Origin of the sequence: Draconibacterium orientale (assembly GCF_900111425.1) — a bacterium.
GTDB classification, from domain to species: Bacteria; Bacteroidota; Bacteroidia; order Bacteroidales; family Prolixibacteraceae; genus Draconibacterium; species Draconibacterium orientale.
The window spans coordinates 46,707-64,732 of the sequence record NZ_FOHT01000012.1 but is presented as its reverse complement, the minus strand read 5'-3'; the positions used below and the strand labels follow the sequence as shown (position 1 = coordinate 64,732).

15 protein-coding genes are annotated in these 18,026 nt (G+C 42.2%); 11 read left to right on the top strand and 4 right to left on the bottom strand.

Annotation, left to right across the window (positions count from 1 at the left end):
* Positions 1-4: 4 nt before the first annotated feature.
* The gene (locus tag BMW53_RS08475; RefSeq protein ID WP_038558277.1) at positions 5-502 is read right to left on the bottom strand and encodes an RNA polymerase sigma factor; all 498 of its coding nucleotides are present in this window, start codon (positions 500-502) and stop codon (positions 5-7) included.
* A 282-nt stretch (positions 503-784) separates the two neighbouring features.
* Here BMW53_RS08475 and BMW53_RS08470 point away from each other — a divergent pair, with 282 nt between their 5' ends.
* From BMW53_RS08470 to BMW53_RS08450, 5 genes are all read left to right on the top strand, one after another.
* Positions 785-1,375, top strand: coding sequence for a bifunctional nuclease family protein (locus BMW53_RS08470; protein ID WP_038558279.1), 591 nt, complete (start codon positions 785-787; stop codon positions 1,373-1,375).
* A 116-nt stretch (positions 1,376-1,491) separates the two neighbouring features.
* Complete coding sequence (locus BMW53_RS08465; RefSeq protein ID WP_245749027.1) at positions 1,492-2,943, top strand: NupC/NupG family nucleoside CNT transporter; 1,452 nt, start codon at positions 1,492-1,494, stop codon at positions 2,941-2,943.
* A 354-nt stretch (positions 2,944-3,297) separates the two neighbouring features.
* On the top strand, positions 3,298-5,925 hold the full coding sequence (locus tag BMW53_RS08460; RefSeq protein ID WP_038558281.1) for a valine--tRNA ligase: 2,628 nt from the start codon (positions 3,298-3,300) through the stop codon (positions 5,923-5,925).
* Between the two features lie 203 nt (positions 5,926-6,128).
* On the top strand, positions 6,129-6,875 hold the full coding sequence (locus tag BMW53_RS08455) for a peptidase associated/transthyretin-like domain-containing protein (protein WP_074780502.1): 747 nt from the start codon (positions 6,129-6,131) through the stop codon (positions 6,873-6,875).
* A 285-nt stretch (positions 6,876-7,160) separates the two neighbouring features.
* The gene (locus BMW53_RS08450; protein WP_074780499.1) at positions 7,161-7,916 is read left to right on the top strand and encodes a peroxiredoxin; all 756 of its coding nucleotides are present in this window, start codon (positions 7,161-7,163) and stop codon (positions 7,914-7,916) included.
* Between the two features lie 344 nt (positions 7,917-8,260).
* On the opposite strand, the gene BMW53_RS08445 is transcribed toward BMW53_RS08450, so the two are convergent.
* A complete protein-coding gene (locus tag BMW53_RS08445; protein ID WP_038558285.1) occupies positions 8,261-8,917 on the bottom strand; it encodes a hypothetical protein in 657 nt (218 codons plus the stop codon).
* A 113-nt stretch (positions 8,918-9,030) separates the two neighbouring features.
* Between BMW53_RS08445 and BMW53_RS08440 the strand changes: the two genes are divergently transcribed.
* Positions 9,031-10,152 carry a carboxypeptidase-like regulatory domain-containing protein gene (locus BMW53_RS08440; RefSeq protein WP_038558287.1) on the top strand — a complete coding sequence of 374 codons (1,122 nt, stop codon included), beginning with the start codon at positions 9,031-9,033 and terminating at the stop codon, positions 10,150-10,152.
* 275 nt (positions 10,153-10,427) lie between these two features.
* On the opposite strand, the gene BMW53_RS08435 is transcribed toward BMW53_RS08440, so the two are convergent.
* Positions 10,428-11,741 carry an efflux RND transporter periplasmic adaptor subunit gene (locus BMW53_RS08435; protein WP_051567817.1) on the bottom strand — a complete coding sequence of 438 codons (1,314 nt, stop codon included), beginning with the start codon at positions 11,739-11,741 and terminating at the stop codon, positions 10,428-10,430.
* Positions 11,742-11,905: 164 nt separating this feature from the next.
* On the bottom strand, positions 11,906-13,156 hold the full coding sequence (locus tag BMW53_RS08430; protein WP_038558292.1) for an aspartate kinase: 1,251 nt from the start codon (positions 13,154-13,156) through the stop codon (positions 11,906-11,908).
* A 158-nt stretch (positions 13,157-13,314) separates the two neighbouring features.
* On the opposite strand from BMW53_RS08430, the gene BMW53_RS08425 reads away from it, so the two are divergent.
* The 5 genes from BMW53_RS08425 to BMW53_RS08405 all read left to right on the top strand — a co-directional run bounded on the left by BMW53_RS08425 (position 13,315) and on the right by BMW53_RS08405 (position 17,820).
* Complete coding sequence (locus tag BMW53_RS08425; RefSeq protein WP_245749026.1) at positions 13,315-13,665, top strand: alpha/beta hydrolase family protein; 351 nt, start codon at positions 13,315-13,317, stop codon at positions 13,663-13,665.
* A 111-nt stretch (positions 13,666-13,776) separates the two neighbouring features.
* Positions 13,777-14,799 (top strand): fatty acid desaturase, encoded by a 1,023-nt coding sequence (locus BMW53_RS08420; protein WP_074780496.1) that lies wholly within the window; start codon positions 13,777-13,779, stop codon positions 14,797-14,799.
* Between the two features lie 57 nt (positions 14,800-14,856).
* On the top strand, positions 14,857-15,231 hold the full coding sequence (locus tag BMW53_RS08415) for a hypothetical protein (protein WP_038558296.1): 375 nt from the start codon (positions 14,857-14,859) through the stop codon (positions 15,229-15,231).
* Between the two features lie 57 nt (positions 15,232-15,288).
* The gene (locus BMW53_RS08410) at positions 15,289-16,305 is read left to right on the top strand and encodes a TQO small subunit DoxD (RefSeq protein WP_038558298.1); all 1,017 of its coding nucleotides are present in this window, start codon (positions 15,289-15,291) and stop codon (positions 16,303-16,305) included.
* A 315-nt stretch (positions 16,306-16,620) separates the two neighbouring features.
* A complete protein-coding gene (locus BMW53_RS08405) occupies positions 16,621-17,820 on the top strand; it encodes an MFS transporter (protein WP_038558300.1) in 1,200 nt (399 codons plus the stop codon).
* The last annotated feature ends 206 nt before the right edge of the window (positions 17,821-18,026 follow it).

The following is an 18,026-nucleotide window of genomic DNA, read 5'->3' as shown; positions in this document are numbered from 1 at the left end:
CTTTTTACTGAATTTTGAAAATCATTTCTTCCAGTTTCTGTTTAATACGAACCAGCTTCACGCTTACATTCGTTTTCGAGATTCCCAGTATCGAAGCAATTTCGTCGTAACTTTTTTCTTCGAGCCAAAGCAGAATCAGTGCTTTGTCAATCCGGTTAAGTTTTGAAATGGCCCGGTACAGTAGTTTTACCTGTTCCTTCTCGTCAGAAGGTGCTGTTTCCAAACGATCGTTGTCGTGCAGTTGCTCAAAATGAATATCCGTTTTCTTTTTTCGTATATCGCTGATGGCTGTATTCAATGCCACGCGGTACATCCAGGTACTGAATTTCGACTCGTTCCGAAATCTTGGGTACGATCGCCAAAGTTGCAGGCAGATCTCCTGGAACAGGTCTTCGCGATTCGATTGTCCGTTGGCATAAACCATTGTTATTTTATGGATTATTGCCTGATGCTTCTCAATCAGCTCGCTAAACTCAGTTTTATTTGCATTACGGTTTTTCATTTTTGCTCTTCACTCTGTAAGTCGCAAAAGCAGATAAAAAACTACAACTTCAAATCACTTTTTGTATAAAATGCTTTCTTTTACCCTTTACGTGGCTTGGGGCGCAGAGATTCTGATTTTAAAGAATATCTCTGTTTCTGCAAATTTTCTTCATCTCGTATTGTCAAATTTTAGTGCCGTTTTGGGAGCAATACTTTGAAAACGGGCAAAATAAATGAAATGGAACCAAAATGATTATTATATTTGTTTGCATCGAAAAAAAGATACAGGGCAAACGTTAGCATGCAGAAAATACGCTTAAACATTTTAGGATTATCGGTAAGTCAAACCCAGTCGGGGGCTTACGCGTTGGTGTTGGCAGAAGAAGATGGAGAACGCAGAATTCCTATAATTATCGGACCGGTTGAAGCACAGGCAATTGCCATTCAGCTGGAAGGGTTGAAGCCTCCGCGGCCACTTACCCATGATTTAATAAAAAATATGGCGCTTGCGTTTGATATTGCCTTGCTGGAGGTTACCATATATAAATTGGAAGAAGGCATTTTTTATTCGGAGCTCTTGTGCGAGATGAACGGCAAAGAGATTCGGATTGATTCCCGGACATCGGATGCGGTGGCGCTGGCTTTACGTTTCAGGTGCCCGATTTATACTTCAGAAGAAATTTTGCAGAAAGCCGGAATTGTATTGGAATCGGATGATGAAAATTCTCCGGTTCGCAGTATGATGGATGAGGAAGAGCCCGAAACAAGCGGTTCCTCTTATGCCCAGTATTCAACCAGCGACTTACAGGAACTGTTGGACGAAGCCATAGAAGATGAGGATTATGAAAAGGCATCGATAATTCGCGATGAGTTAAATAAACGAGAGAAATAAGTTAGAAACGCATAATTAACAAATCACCCCTATCGCTACTTCATAGCGATTGTCCCCTTAAGGGGACAGGAGGACCAAAGGGACGACAGGGGTGTAAGGAAATGAAAAAACACGCAATGAAACGCATTATAATGTTGCTGGTAGTAATTACCGGCATTTTCTTTTTACAACCGCTGGCGGCACACGCTGGTGAGACAATGTTTGCAGCAGCCGACGCAGTAGCACAACAAACTGATACTTCAAATATTCTTTTGGCAAAAGAACGACAAACGCCTTTTTCGGTTATGACCCTTTTTCGGGGGTTGTTAGGAATGGTGGTGTTGGTTTTTGTAGGTTATGTTTTTAGTTCCGATCGGCGTAATATCCCATGGCGGACAGTAGGTATTGGTTTGGCCATGCAAATTTTGCTGGCGCTTGGGGTTTTATATGTACCTGTTGTACAGAGTGGATTCGAGTTTTTCGGAAAAATATTTGTTAAAGTGCTCGACTTCACCAAAGAAGGAAGCACCTTTCTGCTCGGCGATTTAATGAATGCCGATACTTACGGTTATATTTTTCTTTTCCAGGTGTTGCCAACAATTATCTTCTTTTCGGCCTTAACCAGTTTGTTATTCTACTGGGGAATTATCCAGAAAATTGTATATGGGCTGGCGTGGGTGTTTACCAAAGTTCTGCGGATTTCGGGAGCTGAAGCCCTCTCGGTGGCAGGAAATATTTTTCTGGGGCAAACCGAATCGCCGCTGATGATTAAAGCCTACCTCGATAAAATGAGCAAATCGGAGATTTTGCTGGTAATGTCCGGCGGAATGGCTACCCTTGCCGGAGGTGTTTTAGCGGCATACATTGCCTTGTTGGGTGGCGACGATCCACAACTGCGTTTGGAATTTGCGAAACACCTGCTTACTGCATCAGTAATGGCAGCTCCTGCAGCTATTGTATTTTCGAAAATGCTGGTACCACCAACCGACGCTATCAATAAAACCATCGAAGTAAGTCGCGATAAAATTGGTAGCAATGTGCTCGATGCCATCACAAACGGAACTACCGAAGGTGTAAAGCTTGCCGTAAATGTTGCTGCAATGCTTTTGGCGTTTATTGCTTTTATTGCCATGTTCAATTTTATATTTACCAAAGTTGGGGCTATTACACATTTAAATGATGTTATTGCCAATGTTACCGATGGGAAATACGATGAGCTGTCGTTGCAATTTATTTTGGGTTATACCTTTTCGCCAATAATGTGGCTGATTGGTGTTTGTCCGGAAGATATTGCTGTAGTTGGTCGTTTGTTGGGCGAGAAACTCATTCTCACCGAATTTATAGGCTATGTTTCGCTGGCCGACCTGAAAGCCGCCGGAGCGTTTACCGAAACCAAGTCGATTATTATGGCTACATATATATTGTGTGGTTTTGCCAATTTTTCATCAATTGGAATTCAAATTGGCGGAATCGGAGCGCTGGCCCCAAAACGTCGTGTGCTGCTTTCGCAATACGGAGTGCGCGCATTGTTGGCCGGAACACTGGCCTCGCTTATGAGTGCGACTATTATTGGTATGATTCTCGGCTAATGTGAAAAAACGTTAATAATACTTCGGCAAATTAAACCAACTGTGAATAAAACAATCACAGTGCTATGTTTAGTTTGATAAACAATGTATTTATATTGTTTGTAAGATATGACTCCCCGGTGAGGCCGGGGAGTTTTTTTTTACCGCAAATGGTCCACTGTCTTTTTACTGGTTCAGCATCGTGGAAGTGAATTGAACAACGGAGATTTTCAGTTTGTCAGAATAAAAGATCGCTACCTTTTTTACGTTATTCTGTTGCAGCACGCAAACTCTGACCTTTAAACTCTGAACTTTAAACTTTTAATTGTACTTTTGCACCTCAAATTTTTAGCTAGATATTTCAAGATGAGTCAGATGGAAATTCCGAGCAAGTACAACCCAGCCGAGGTTGAAGATAAATGGTACAAATACTGGATGGATAACAAATACTTCCATTCCACACCCGACGAGCGCGAACCTTACACAATTGTAATTCCGCCGCCAAACGTAACCGGTGTGTTGCACATGGGGCACATGCTTAACAATACCATTCAGGATATTCTGGTCCGCCGTGCGCGAATGACCGGTAAAAATGCCTGCTGGGTGCCGGGTACCGACCATGCATCGATTGCTACCGAAGCCAAAGTGGTAAACAAACTGAATGCTGAAGGAATTGACAAGTACGATCTTTCGCGCGACGAATTTTTGAAACATGCCTGGGAGTGGACCGACAAACACGGGGGTATTATCCTGGAGCAACTGAAGAAACTGGGTGCTTCGTGCGACTGGGACCGTACAGCATTTACCATGGACGAAGCCCGCAGCGAGTCGGTAATCAAAGTTTTTGTCGATCTGTTTAACAAAGGAATGATTTACCGCGGTGTGCGTATGGTAAACTGGGATCCGGCAGCAAAAACGGCACTTTCTGATGAGGAGGTGATCTACAAAGAAATGCAGGGTAAACTGTATTACCTGAATTATAAAATTGAAGGCGAAGAAGGTTTCGTAACCATTGCAACAACACGTCCCGAAACGATTCTGGGCGATACTGCCGTTTGCGTAAATCCAAACGACGAGCGTTTTGCACACCTGAAAGGTAAGCGCGTTTTGGTGCCGCTGATCAACCGTTCAATCCCGATTATTGAGGATGAATACGTTGACATGGAATTTGGTACCGGATGTTTGAAAATTACACCGGCGCACGATATCAATGACTACGAAATTGGCCTGAGATATAACCTGCCATCCATCGACATTTTTAACGACAACGGAACGCTGAACGAAAAGGCAGAGCTTTATGTTGGTGAAGATCGTTTTGTTGTTCGCGATAAAATTGTTCCTGAACTGGAAAAAGCAGGAAACCTGGCAAAAGTTGAAGACTATACAAATAAGGTTGGTTTTTCGGAAAGAACAGATGTGATCATCGAGCCAAAATTGTCGGCACAGTGGTTCCTGAAAATGGAAGAACTGGTAAAACCGGCTTTGGAAAATGTGATGAACGATACCATCAGTTTCCACCCACCGAAATTTAAAAATACCTACAAACACTGGATGGGCAACATTAAAGACTGGTGTATTAGCCGCCAGTTGTGGTGGGGCCACCAAATCCCGGTATATTACCTGCCCGACGGAACTTATGTTTGTGCCGAATCGGCAGAAGAAGCGCTGGAGTTGGCTAAAGAAAAATCAGGTAATGCAGAATTAACTGCTGCCGATTTAAAACAAGACGAAGATGCTTTGGACACCTGGTTCTCAAGCTGGTTGTGGCCAATCTCGGTTTTCGATGGAGTTCGTGAACCGGAGAACGAAGAGGTAAACTATTACTATCCAAGTTCGGATTTGGTAACAGCACCCGATATTATTTTCTTCTGGGTGGCCCGAATGATTATTGCCGGTTACGAGTACCGCGATGATTTCCCGTTCAAGAATGTTTATTTTACCGGAATGGTGCGCGATGCACAACGCCGGAAAATGTCGAAATCGCTGGGTAACTCACCCGATCCGCTGGATTTGATTGCCAAGTATGGTGCCGACGGAGTTCGTGTGGGAATGTTACTTTGTTCGCCTGCAGGTGGCGATTTGTTGTTCGACGAAAGTTTGCCGCAACAGGGAGCCGGTTTCTCAACAAAAATTTGGAATGCTTTCCGTTTGGTGAAAAACTGGGAGGTTTCATCGGAAATTGAACAACCGGAACATTCAAAACTGGCCATCGAGTGGTTTAAAAATAAACTCAGCCAGGTGGTTGAAACATTAAATGCACAATTCGACAGTTTCCGTATTTCGGAAGCATTGATGACGGTTTATACAACAGTGCGCGACGAGTTTTCGGGGTGGTTGCTCGAGATGGTAAAACCAGCCTATCAACAACCGATCGATGCAAAAACATATACCGAAATTCTTGAACTATTCGACCAGATGTTGCGCCTGATGCATCCGTTTATGCCGTTTATTACCGAAGAAATCTGGCAATTGTTGGAAGAACGTAAGGAAGGCGAAAGCATCATGATCAGTCAGTTGCCAACCGAAGTAAATTACGATGCCGAATTGCTGGCAGCTTTTGAAGATGTGAAAGAAGCGGTTTCCGGAATTCGAAAAATCCGTAAAGACAAAAATATTGCCTTTAAAGATGCGATCGATTTTTCGGTGCAAAAGGGCGATAAAGGTTTTGATGCCAAATTCAACAGTATTCTTATAAAATTGGGTAATCTTACCGAGTTGACTGCGGTTGACGAAGAAGTTAAAGGCGCAGCTTCATTCCGTGTAAAATCGACCAGCTTCTACATTCCGCTCGATGGATTTATTGATGTGGAAGAAGAATTGAAAAAACTGGAAGAGGAGTTGAAATACGCCAAAGGATTCCTGAATTCGGTAATGAAAAAACTGAGTAACGAACGTTTCGTGAATAATGCTCCCGAAGCAGTGGTTGCCAAAGAAAAAGCAAAACAAGCCGATGCCGAAGCCAACATAAAAGTATTGGAAGAACGCATTGCTTCAATGAAATAATTCCAATTAGTCATAGTATGACTCTAAGTCATGCTATGACTAATTTCCTATATTCCCTGTATTTGTGATACCCTGATTCTAAGTCATGCGATGACTATTTTCTATGTCCCCTTAACATCTGTTAAAAACCCGTTAAATAGTGTTATCTTCAAAATGGTTAAATTCTTTTGCATAGATTTGCAAACGAATAGAATTACGCATTTATGTATAGATATTTACTGCTGCTATTAATCGTTTTGATGAGTTTTTCAGTTTGGGCGCAGGATGAGGAATATCCGGTTGATCCGATGTTGATTGAACTGAAAGCAAAAATCCTGAGTTCATCCGACAGTTCAGCAGTTCCTTATGCCAACATTATTAATCACCGCACACACAGCGGAACGATAACCAATGGCGACGGAATTTTTACATTGGAGATGCTTAATATCGATTCGCTCGAAATCACTTCGGTGGGTTACAAAACTTTTATTCTGAAAGTGCCATCGTATTACACCGGCTACGAAATGCTGACTTTTTATATGGACCCTGTACTTTATAATGTTGGCGAAGTTACCGTTGAAGGCGAAGCCCGGCAGCTGGATTATTTCGAGCACGGAAATCCAACAGATCTTGACCCAACCTTGAGAGGCGATGCATTTAACGAAAAACCTCCTATTATTGCAGCACTGGTAAGCCCTTTATCGTTTGCCCAATATTATGGGAAGCGCGAAAAACGTAAACGCCAGGTACGCGAAGACATGGCGATAATGAAAAACTGGGACATGCACTCGAAAAACTACAATAAAGAAATGGTAATAAAACTTACCGGATTAAATGAGGCTTATGCCGATACTTTTATGATGTGGTTTAACGGGCAAAATGTTCTTCCTTATACCGCCTCTGAATACCAGGTGAGGGAGTCGATTGTACAATATTACAAGTTGTTTAAACTGGATTACGACATCGAATAGTTGAACGAGAAATTCGACAAATATTTAGATATTTGTTAATAAAATACAATCTAGTATTTATTTTGGTCATTCTTCAACTTTCATATTAGATATATAAAGATGTGTATATCTTTAAAATATAACTAAAATTACAAAATTGCTTACAATCTAGTTATTTGTAGTACTTAGTGGTAGCGAACCATCAAACGCAATGTTTAGAATCACAATTTAAACATGTTATCCGGCATATACTTGTGGATTTTAATGGCCGTAACTTCGTGTTGCAATCATTTAATATTCAAAGTTATGAAACAATTAATGTTTACCTTAATGGCTATGATTCTGGCCTTGGGAGTAGTAAGCGCAAGCGATTACAAAATCCCCTTAATAGGATCAAAAGCTCCAAAATTCAGTGCAAACACAACCAACGGAAAAATTACTTTCCCAAATGATTTCGGAAATAGTTGGAAAATTCTGCTAAGCCATCCAGCCGATTTTACTCCGGTATGCTCTTCTGAGTTACTTGAATTGGCACATCTGCAAAATGAATTCAAAAAATTGGGTGTTGAGTTGGCCGTAGTTTCCACAGATGATATCGTTTTGCACAAAATGTGGAAAGCTCACCTTGAGGAGTTGAACTACAAACAACGCGGAACCGTACATATCGGGTTTCCGTTAATTGAAGATCCCGATGCCAAGGTGTCGCGTTTGTACGGGATGTTACACGACGAGGAAAGCACCGACCGTGATGTAAGGGGAGTATTTATTATTGACGATAAAAATATTATCCGTTCGGTAAATTTCTACCCCGTAGAAGTAGGCCGGAATATGAATGAGTTTGTTCGGATGGTAGAAGCATTGCAGCTTACCGAGTCGAAATTTGTTTATACACCTGCTAACTGGCAGAAGGGCGACGATGTTATTGTGCCTTACTTACCGTATTCAACGGAAGAGCTTGAAGCAGATCCTAAATTGGCAGACAGGTATTATAGTGTTGGTAACCGAATGTGGTTTGAGCAGGTTGACGCATCAACTGCCAAGGTTGATAACGACGAGGAATGACAAAACGCAATTTTTTCATAGAAGCATGTTGAATTCAGACACTTAAAAAGGTATTTGCGAGATGCAGGTACCTTTTTTTTCTCCCTATATAAATGTTGAAGTAATACCAATTGTACTTTATTTTGCCACATGGCAATAAGGAATTTTTATAAAAAAGAAAGCCCGGTTTAAACCAGGCCTTCCCAATGAAAGGGTAAACTTTCATTAATTTTTGCAATCAAATAATAAACGCAGTCAATAAACGCGGTTTACTATTCTAATCTCCTTTAACAAGCAAGTGGTATTTTTGTTAAATATTAGTTCAAATTTTTATCGATATTATATCGCCATTAAGCTAAAGTGGTTTAGCTGCCCATTTCGCTTTTCAGCAATTTAACCTGGTTGGTAAGTTTGGTAATCTGCTCGTCTTTTTCTTTTAGCTGATTTTGCAACTGCTGCGTTTCCGAACGAACATTATTAAGTTGGCCCTGCAGCGTACTTAGCTTATCATCGCCGGCTTTAATTTTACCTTCCAGAACTTTAGCTTCCTGGTTTAGCCTGTTAATTTCAAAGTTCTTCTGATCGAGAGCCGAGTTCTTTCCCGAAACTTCGCTTTCCAGCATGTTAACTTCATTTTGCAACGATTTTATCGAGGCTTCTTTACTTTCCAGCGCGTTGGTTAAACGTTGTTTTTCAAAATCCAAATTAAAGCTGGTTTCCTGAAGCGATTCCTGTTTGCTGTTAAGTTCTTCGTTCAGCACAGCCATTTCTTTTTTCAGGTTGGCAATGTCTTGCTCTTTCATGGCATTGCTTTCCATCAACTCGTTTTTCATGGCTTCAAAATCGGCAATTAAAGCTTTTATGCGTTCGGCTTTGGCGTTGTTCTCGGCATCGAGTTTTCGCGAAAGTTCTTCGGCTTTTAATCTGCCGGCTTCCATTTCAAGGTATTTCTTTTTCGAAACGCACGACGTCAGTCCAATTAAAACTACACTGATAACAAGAAGGATATATTTTCTACTCATAACAATCTTTTTATGTTCAAAACAAAGATACACAATAATAATTGGGTATTACAACGTTTAAATAAGTGGGTGTGGTATTTATTTCTTACTTTTATTTTTTAAAATTGATGGTCATGAAGAAAACAATTATATTCATTTTTACAGTTTTTGTTGCCCTTACAACGCTGGGGCAGAATGGTTCGAAAGTGGCGCACACCATTAAAGGGAAAGTGGTTGATGCCAATACAAATCGTCCGGTTTCATATACAAATATTGGTTTGGAAGGTACTTTTTTTGGTACCGCCAGCGATAGCGAGGGAAATTTTGAGTTGAAGATCCCTGAAGAGATGGTAGATAAATCCATTTACTTTTCGGCAGTGGGTTTTACCAGCAAACAATTTCCGGTAAAAGATCTTTTTACGAAAGAATTTGCAGTGGTAAAACTGGAGTCGCAATCGTATGATGTTGAGAAGGTTGATGTTGCCGCACAAAATAAAGTGTTGATTCGCATTTTACGCCTGGCTTCAGACAATATAAAGTACAATTATGGTTCGGGGCCGTTTAATATGCACTTTGCTTATTCAAAAGAAAAGGCGGTTAACGGGCAGGTGAAAGCGCCACAAATTGCAACGGTATTGCTTTACGACGAAACAGGTTACACAAATCCTTCGAAAGCAGATGCTTTTAAGGCTCGGAACTATTCGGTTACAAAAGAGCAGAACGCCGATGATTACAGCTTTTCAAGCGCACAGTTACACCTCGATGATTTGTTGGGACTCGACTGGGTGCGCTCGGCATCGGGTATTTTAAGCCCTGCATTGTTAGGCAGCTATCAACTGGCACTGGAAAGCCAACCTGTAATCGGCGGGAAAGAATATTGGGTGATTTCCTTTAGCCCGAAAGTACCTTCGCTGGCAACCACCGGCGACTATTATGCCGGTACTTTTAAAGGAAAAGTTACCGTAAATAAAGAAGATTATTCGATTCTGAAAATTGAAGGCGAAGCAGTGGCGCCAAAAAATAACCGACAGGGCAGGGCACTGGCAATCGGGCAAAACAATACCGATTTTTACAACGATGTACTTTACACATTTAACGTTGATTATCAAAATCTTTTACTGAAACGGGTAGCGCTGGATAAAACTTACACCTACAAGGGGAATAAAATTTCGGAGCAAGCGGTTTTGGAAATGAACCGGGCACACACCAATAATCTTACAGTTATTGATTCGCGCGATTATTTTCCGGGAGAATAATGACAGACGATCGGAAAACAAAAACAGGGTTGCGAATCAAATCGCAACCCTGTTTTTGTTTATAAAGGCCTTAGTGTCTGACAAATCTTAAAGATTGCGTAGCGATGCTCGTGATAACGTACAATTAAAGGGGTTTGCACGAGGAAGGGTCGGTTGGTGGCTATGCCAGCAACCGACCCTTCTCCCAAAAGCTAACAATATCGTCACTGCGAACGTAGTGAAGCAGTCTGTTTATCTGTAATTATTTTTAACCGGATAACTGTGATGAAAATTTCTTAATCCTCAGCAGTAAACAAATCCTCTTCATTAACCTTTTTAACCAGCATACTGTCTTTTAACGTTCTGTTGATAATGGTGTAAGGTGCAGTAACTACTTCATCACCTTCTTTTATTCCTTTCAGAATTTCAATGCTGTTGTTATCCTGAATTCCGGTTTCCACTTCGGTTTTCATTACGCGGCCATCGGCATATAAAAACACAACTTCCTGTTTTTCGTCGCGCTGAGCAGTGTTTTCATCGTCGGAATTATTTTCAGAATCAGTAGCCACTTCCTTGGTACCGCCGTTTTCTTTTTTAATCCGTGTTGTAACTGCCGAAATTGGTACCGAAATAACATTTTCGCGGGTTTCGGTAAGGATATCAACCGTAGCCGACATTCCCGGGCGGAAAGGATAAAGGTTGCCATTCTCCGGATCGATCAAATCTTCGTACGAATCTTTTAGCAAAAGCACTTTTACATCAAAGTTGGTTACCTGATCGGAGCTGGTTCCGGTAACACTTGCCGAGTTGGCAATTTCGGTAACAATACCTTTGAATTTGCGGTTCAGGTAGGCATCAACTTCCACCAGCGCGGTGTCGCCTTTCATCACTTTTACAATATCGTTTTCGTTCACTTCAACCTGCACTTCCATTTTATTCAGGTCGGCAACGGTCATCATTTCCGTTCCCACCATCATACTGGTTCCTACCACGCGTTCGCCTTTTTCCACATTCAATGCCGAAATGGTTCCGGTAATTGGCGCATATATTTTTGTTTTTACCAGTTGCTCTTCCGCTTCATCGAGCGATGCCTGTGCACTCAATACCGAATACTGTGCAGCGCGTACTTCGGCTTGTGCAACTTTGTACGCTGCCTCGGCCGATTCGAATTCCGAAACCGGGATTGTTCCTTTATCATACAATTGTTTGGAGCGTTTATACGAAAGTTCACTTTCAATTTGTTGAGCTTCGGCTTGTGCCAATCGTGCTTTCGATGAGTTTAAAGCGGCTTCCGATCGGTTTACTGCCGAAACATACATTTCGGGTTTTATCACACACAGTAATTTTCCCTGCTCAACCGCATCGCCGTCTTCAACATGCAGTTCAACAATCTCACCGGCCACATCCGGACTTATTTTTACCTCAGTTTCCGGCTGAATTTTTCCGTTGGCGGTAATAAACTCGGTAATGGTTTTGCTTTCTACGGTTTCGGTTGACACTTTTACGCTAACATCGCTGCCCAGCCATCCTTGCTTTTTGCCCACGATAAGCACAATAATGATTACAACCGCAACTCCAATTATATAAGGCAATGTCTTTTTTTGCTTCATTTCAGTCAGCTGTTTTTGTTTATAGGTAAGAAATCGGTTTCTAAAATTACAAGAAAAATCGATTCCTGTGTATAATTTGTCAATCGGCAGCCAATCGTTTTTTTGAAGATGGACGAAATTAAAAGAAAAAGGCTACCGGAAGTGTTATTTCCGATAGCCTTTTCTTATTCTTTAATCAGCATTCGTGCCGTTAAACGGCTATGCTGTTCCAGGTAAATATCTTTCTCTTTTACCATCCAGTCGAGTACCTCTTCGGTGTAGTGCCTGATGGTTACCAGCGTAAGATCGGTGTTGTATCTGATATTGTAATCTGTTGAAAGTTCGCTGAAAATTTCTACCAGGTTTTCGTCCGAGGCATCGGCAACAATGTTCAGGTCGATGGCCGATTGCTGCATTAACGTAACCTTTATCAGTTTTTCCATTAGAAAATTTACCACCCGCTCAATATCGTTGATTGAGATTATTGAGAAATCGAGTGCCGAAAGAGTGATTAACACCTGGTTTTCTTTCAGGATAAAAATTGGGGGCAGCTCAATTTTATGATCGATCTTGTGAATAACTGTACCCGGATTTTTAGGCTCAACAAACGATTTTACCAGCAAGGGAATTCCTTGGTTGTGCAGCGGTTGCATGGTTTTTGGGTGAATAACTTTTGCTCCCGAGTGCGTCATCTCCACCGCCTCTTTGTACGACAATTCGTTGATCATTACCGTGTCGCTCATTTTTTTCGGGTCGGCACTTAATACTCCCGGTACGTCTTTCCAAATCGATACGCTTTCAACCTTCAGAGAACTACCAATAATGGCAGCTGTAAAGTCCGATCCCTCGCGGCCCAGTGTAGTGGTAAGGTTCGCGGTTGTTGAGCCGATAAATCCCTGGGTGATGTATAAGCTGGTATCGGAAAAGTTAAATTCCTCGCGAATCAACTCGCCGGTCCATTCCCAGTCAACGCGTGCATCGCGGAACGTGTCATCTGTTTTCAGGCAGGTACGAATGTCCATCCAGGTATTTTTATAGCCGGTGGCGGTAATGTAATCGCTTACAATTCGGGTAGAAATGAGCTCTCCAAAGCAGATAATCTGGTCGTATTCAAAATTAAAATCGTACGACGGACGTGAATTCAGTTTGTGTTCCAGCTCGCTAAACAATTCGTAAACGCCCTGTGGCATTCCTTTTTCGCCAAACAAATCGCCAATAATTTCAATGTGGTAGTTTTTAAAAGTATTGAAGATCGACCATTTTTCGTTGTTGCTGTTAAAGTAGGCTTTTATCAATGTTTCCAGCAAATCGGTACTTTTTCCCATGGCCGAAATAACCACGGCAAGGTTTCCGCTTTCGCTTTTAATAATTTCAAATACATTTTTTACTGCGGCCGCATCTTTTACCGATGCTCCTCCAAATTTAAATACCTTCATAAAAATTGACTTTAAGCTTTTGAGCAATGCGCTACGAGCTGTTTAACCTTGCAAATCTATATTTTTTGAATGAACAATATACATGTTCACATGGGAAATCAATTTACTAAAAATGTTAATTTAGGTGCCTTCAAAAAAAACACTTTGAAAAGGTAAGTTTGGAGGAGAAAAAGACATTATATTGCTGGATGGGTGGCCTCGATCTGTCGGACCAGGTAGATGGTGCCATTCTGAATACACCGGTGCAGGACAGCATCGCATACGCAAAAAGTTCACCCATAAATTTTGCCGATGGACTGGAAGGCAACTTGCTGATGTGCCACGGAATGGTGGACGATAATGTGCAGTTTCAGGATATTGTTCGCCTAACACAGCGCCTTATCGAGTTGGGCAAAGAAAACCGGGAACTAGCGGTTTACCCGGTGGAGGCACATGGTTTTGTGGAGCCAAGCAGCTGGGCCGACGAATACAAACGTATTTTTAAACTGTTTGAAGAGAATCTGAAGTAACACCATAGAAGCGGGAGCCTGACGTGAAAATCGGGCTCCCGCTTTTGGAATAGTGAAAATTAGCCGAACATATACTATCTGTTATTCGTTTAAATACTCGGAACATAAAAAATGGAAAGTAGATCGATGAATACCCGGCAGAAAGAAACATCCCCAACTAGTCCCTGGCAAAACTTTATAAAAAATTCGGCTTCCTATCAAAAACCGGATACCTTAAAAAGCGTGTGGCAAATTGTTAACACCTTTATCCCGTATGTTGGCGTATGGATATTGTTGGTTTATAGTTTGTCGGTTTCGTTGTGGCTCACTGCATTTCTGCTCATTATTGCCGCCGGGTTACTAGTTCGTTTGTTTATAATCTTTCACGATTGCGGCCACGGCTCTTTCTTCAAATCATACAAAGCCAATCGGTATATCGGAATGTTGTTTGGTATTTTGGCTTTCACTCCCTTCGATAAATGGCACAGTTTACACGGGAAACACCATGCAACTGTTGGTAATCTCGATAAACGTGGAGATGGTGATGTATGGACCATGACAAAGGAAGAGTATCTGGCAAGTTCGAAAAAAAGGAGGCTTTATTACCGTATATACCGTAATCCGGTTGTGATGTTTGGTATTGGTTCGCTCTATGTATTTCTTCTTCAAAACAGGCTGACGAAAGATTGGATGACTCAAAAACAGAAGAACAATGTGTATGTAACCAATATTGCCTTGGTTATCCTGTTTGCGGTAATGAGTGTTGCAATTGGTTTTTTTACCTATCTTATTCTTCAGCTGATTATATTGTACCTGGCTGGCATGGCCGGACTGTGGTTGTTTTATCTGCAACATCAGTACGAAGATGTGTCGTGGGTTAGAAGCGATGATTGGAACTACACAAAACTGGCACTCGAAGGAAGTTCATTTGTCAAATTTCCCAAATTGCTTCAATGGTTTTCCGGCAATATCGGGTATCATCATATCCACCACATTAATGCGCGCATACCCAACTACAATTTGCCAAAATGTTATGCCGAAAATAAAATTTTCAGAGAGGTGAAGCCGGTAACGTTTCGCTCTAGCCTCAAAACTTTGCGTTTACGTTTATGGGACGAAAAACTGCAGAAACTAATCGGATTTCAGGATATATAACCAAACAAGCCAGGTTGGGCACCAAACAATTTATACTTACCTTTGTTTCTGGCATTAATGGATCGCATTCAACAATACATTCGATGGGTAAAACAGGCATTGCTAATAGTAATTGCATTGTTTTCGCTGGCATCGTGCTCGGTAAAAGAGCCGTTGTTTAAGGCCATTGGAGCCGAATACCAGCGTCCGTTAAATAAAACAAAAACAACCCCGATCCTCGATCATCACTGCCTTACATCGCATGATGATTTTCGCATCAGCAGTAATTTCCAGAACTCAGATCATGAGCTTCAGGGAACAGCAGTTGACCAGGCGGAGTTACTTCGGCAGCCAACAAGCGTTACGGTAAAGTTAATGGCGCAACCGGAAATTGTTGCTGAAAACATCCGGCTGTACATTCTTTATAAACAGTTAAAATTCGACATGGTGTAATCGCCTTTCCCGGACACCACGTATTGTCAATTTTAATAACCGTTAATACATTTTTACATGAATAATTTTGCGAATAAGTCGGCAAACAAGGCCGCACTTTTCACTTTATCGCTCCGGCTGGTAGTTGGCTGGACTTACTTTTCTGCCTTTTGGCGCCGTGTTGTATTGGTCGATAAACTCGATCCGGAAGGCATTGGTTATATCGGCGAAAAATTCAATCATTTCCTGCCCAACGCATTGGGAATAAAACCAATTATCGAGCACCTGGTTACGCACCCCGAGCAGTTGTGGATGGCCATGGTCGTTTTTACCATTGTTGAAGCTATTGTAGGGTTGTTTATTATGCTGGGGCTTTTTACCCGTTTAATGAGTGTTGGTGTATTTGGCCTTGCCGCCGGAATTTTGCTGGGCTCGGGGTGGATTGGAACAACCTGCCTCGATGAATGGCAAATTGGTGTGCTCGGGATAGCTGCCGGATTTACCTTGTTCTTTAGCGGGAGTGGTGCATATTCCCTCGATCAGTTACTGCTGAATAAAAAACTCAAATTCACCCAAAGCCGGTGGTTTGTATGGCTGGGCTCAGGCGAACTTCCTGTAAAAAATATAAAACCGGCCGTGCTTGTCGGTTCGCTGGGAATATTGTTTTTAACGTTGTTTACCAACCAGGTTTTTCATGGCGGAGTTTATGGCAAACTGCATAACAAATCGGTAAAACCAAAAATCGAAATCAGCGGTGCCGCTATTCAGGATAACATACTGCAGTTTGAAATTTACCGAACCGAAGGCGTTGATGTGTATGGATCGTTCCTGATTGGGATTCAGCTGCTCGATTCGGAAGGAAATATTTTGCTCGAAAAAACGGGCGAGGAATTAGCTCAGTTTCCGGCAGATCAAATAGCCAACCACTATGTAACGCACGTAAAACCGGGGAAACACAGCTTAATTGTTCCTTTGGGTGCAAAAGCCGATTTGGCAATTGATTTACGCGCAATTGATTTGCGAAATGCAAATGATTACATGCTGAAACTGATTGATATTAGTGGTTTGGAATGGGAAAGCAAAGTTAAAATATAACCTGTTTTGGTGTAGTGATAGTATGACTCTAAGTCATGCTATCACTGTTCCTGAAACTCACAATCCGGTTTCTGGCGTAACATAAAAGCTGTCCCGATCTTATCGGGATGTCGATAGACAAAAGGGGAGTGTTGTAATCTTAGATATTGTAAGTTACAATACCGCTCATTTATTTTGTTTTAACCTTTTTAATCTTCCCGAATATTCCTTGTTTCTGCTGCCATAAGCCCCTTTAGGGGGTTGGGGTAATAATAGCACTATTCACTGTTTAGCACTATATTTTTATTACTTTTAACACCAACCAATCAAATTAGTATGGCTGAAAAATCTGTTTTCAAAAATAAAAATCTCTATTTCATTTTTGGGGTAACGCTTATTGCCATGATGGGCGTGGCCAGCATTACACCCGCTTTCCCCGATATTATCCGCTATTTCGGTATCAGTCCGCAGCAGGTGGGCTGGCTGATTGTGGCATTTACGCTGCCCGGTATTTTTCTTACGCCTTTTACCGGAATTCTGGCCGATCGTTATGGCCGGAAAGTGGTGTTAATTCCCTCCTTGTTTCTGTTCGGAATAGCGGGTTTTGCCTGTATGTTTGCGCCCGGATTTCACTGGTTGCTGGCCCTTCGGTTTGTCCAGGGAGTTGGAGCCAGTTCCTTATCGAGTATGAATATTACGCTGGTGGGCGACCTTTTCGAAGGCAAACAGCGCACCGCAGCAATGGGCTACAATGCCAGTGTGCTGAGTATTGCAACAGCATCGTACCCTGCCCTTGGTGGCGTAATTGCCATTTTTGGCTGGCAGTATATTTTTGCACTCCCAATCTTGGCTATTCCGTTGGGCATTTGGGTAATGAAAGGGCTGAATAATCCCGAGCCAAAGAATAAGGCCCATCTGCGATCGTATTTTGGGCGCGTGTGGAAAACAATTAACCAACGCACTGTTTGGGGACTTTTCGCTGTAAATTTTATCCTCTTTCTCATACTTTACGGTTCGTATCTAACCTATTTCCCGCTGATGATGGAAAACCGCCTCGGTGCCGATTCTTCACGAATTGGTTTAATGATGTCGCTCATGTCGCTAACTACAGCCGTTATGAGCTCGCAACTGGCGCGGCTTAACCGCTTGCTGGGGCAAAAACGGCAACTGATTATCGGAAGTGCATTTTATATGCTCGCGTCGCTGCTTATGCTGGGTGCCAACAGCTATTTAATGCTGGGCGTGGCAGTAATCGTATTTGGTTTTGGCCACGGAATCACCATTCCGTCCATTCAAAATATGCTGGTAGGTTATGCGGCAATAAACGAGCGGGCAGCCTTCATGTCGTTAAACTCCATGGTGCTGCGCGGCGGACAAACCTTTGGCCCCCTGCTGGTAGGCGTGTTTTATGCATTGGGCGGCCTCGAAGCCAGTTTCCTGTCGGGTGCCGTTATGGCGCTGCTCATGATGGTTATAATCTTTGCTACGGTACATGTGAAAAGGAAAACACCTGAATCCTCAAAATCTTCTGTATAAGGATCTGATCCGTATCAGTTAACGAAAATTGGCTCCTTTTCCCAGTGACCAATGACCAGTGACCAAAATTATTTTACCGGCAGCCGGGCTTTCCGCTAAAGTTGCCACAGCTTTTGCCTGTTCCACCACAGGCATTTGGGTAGCTCCCCTTGGTCGCTCCCAACTGCCCGGTGTCACAACGCAAAAGCTGCGGCAAGTTACCGCTG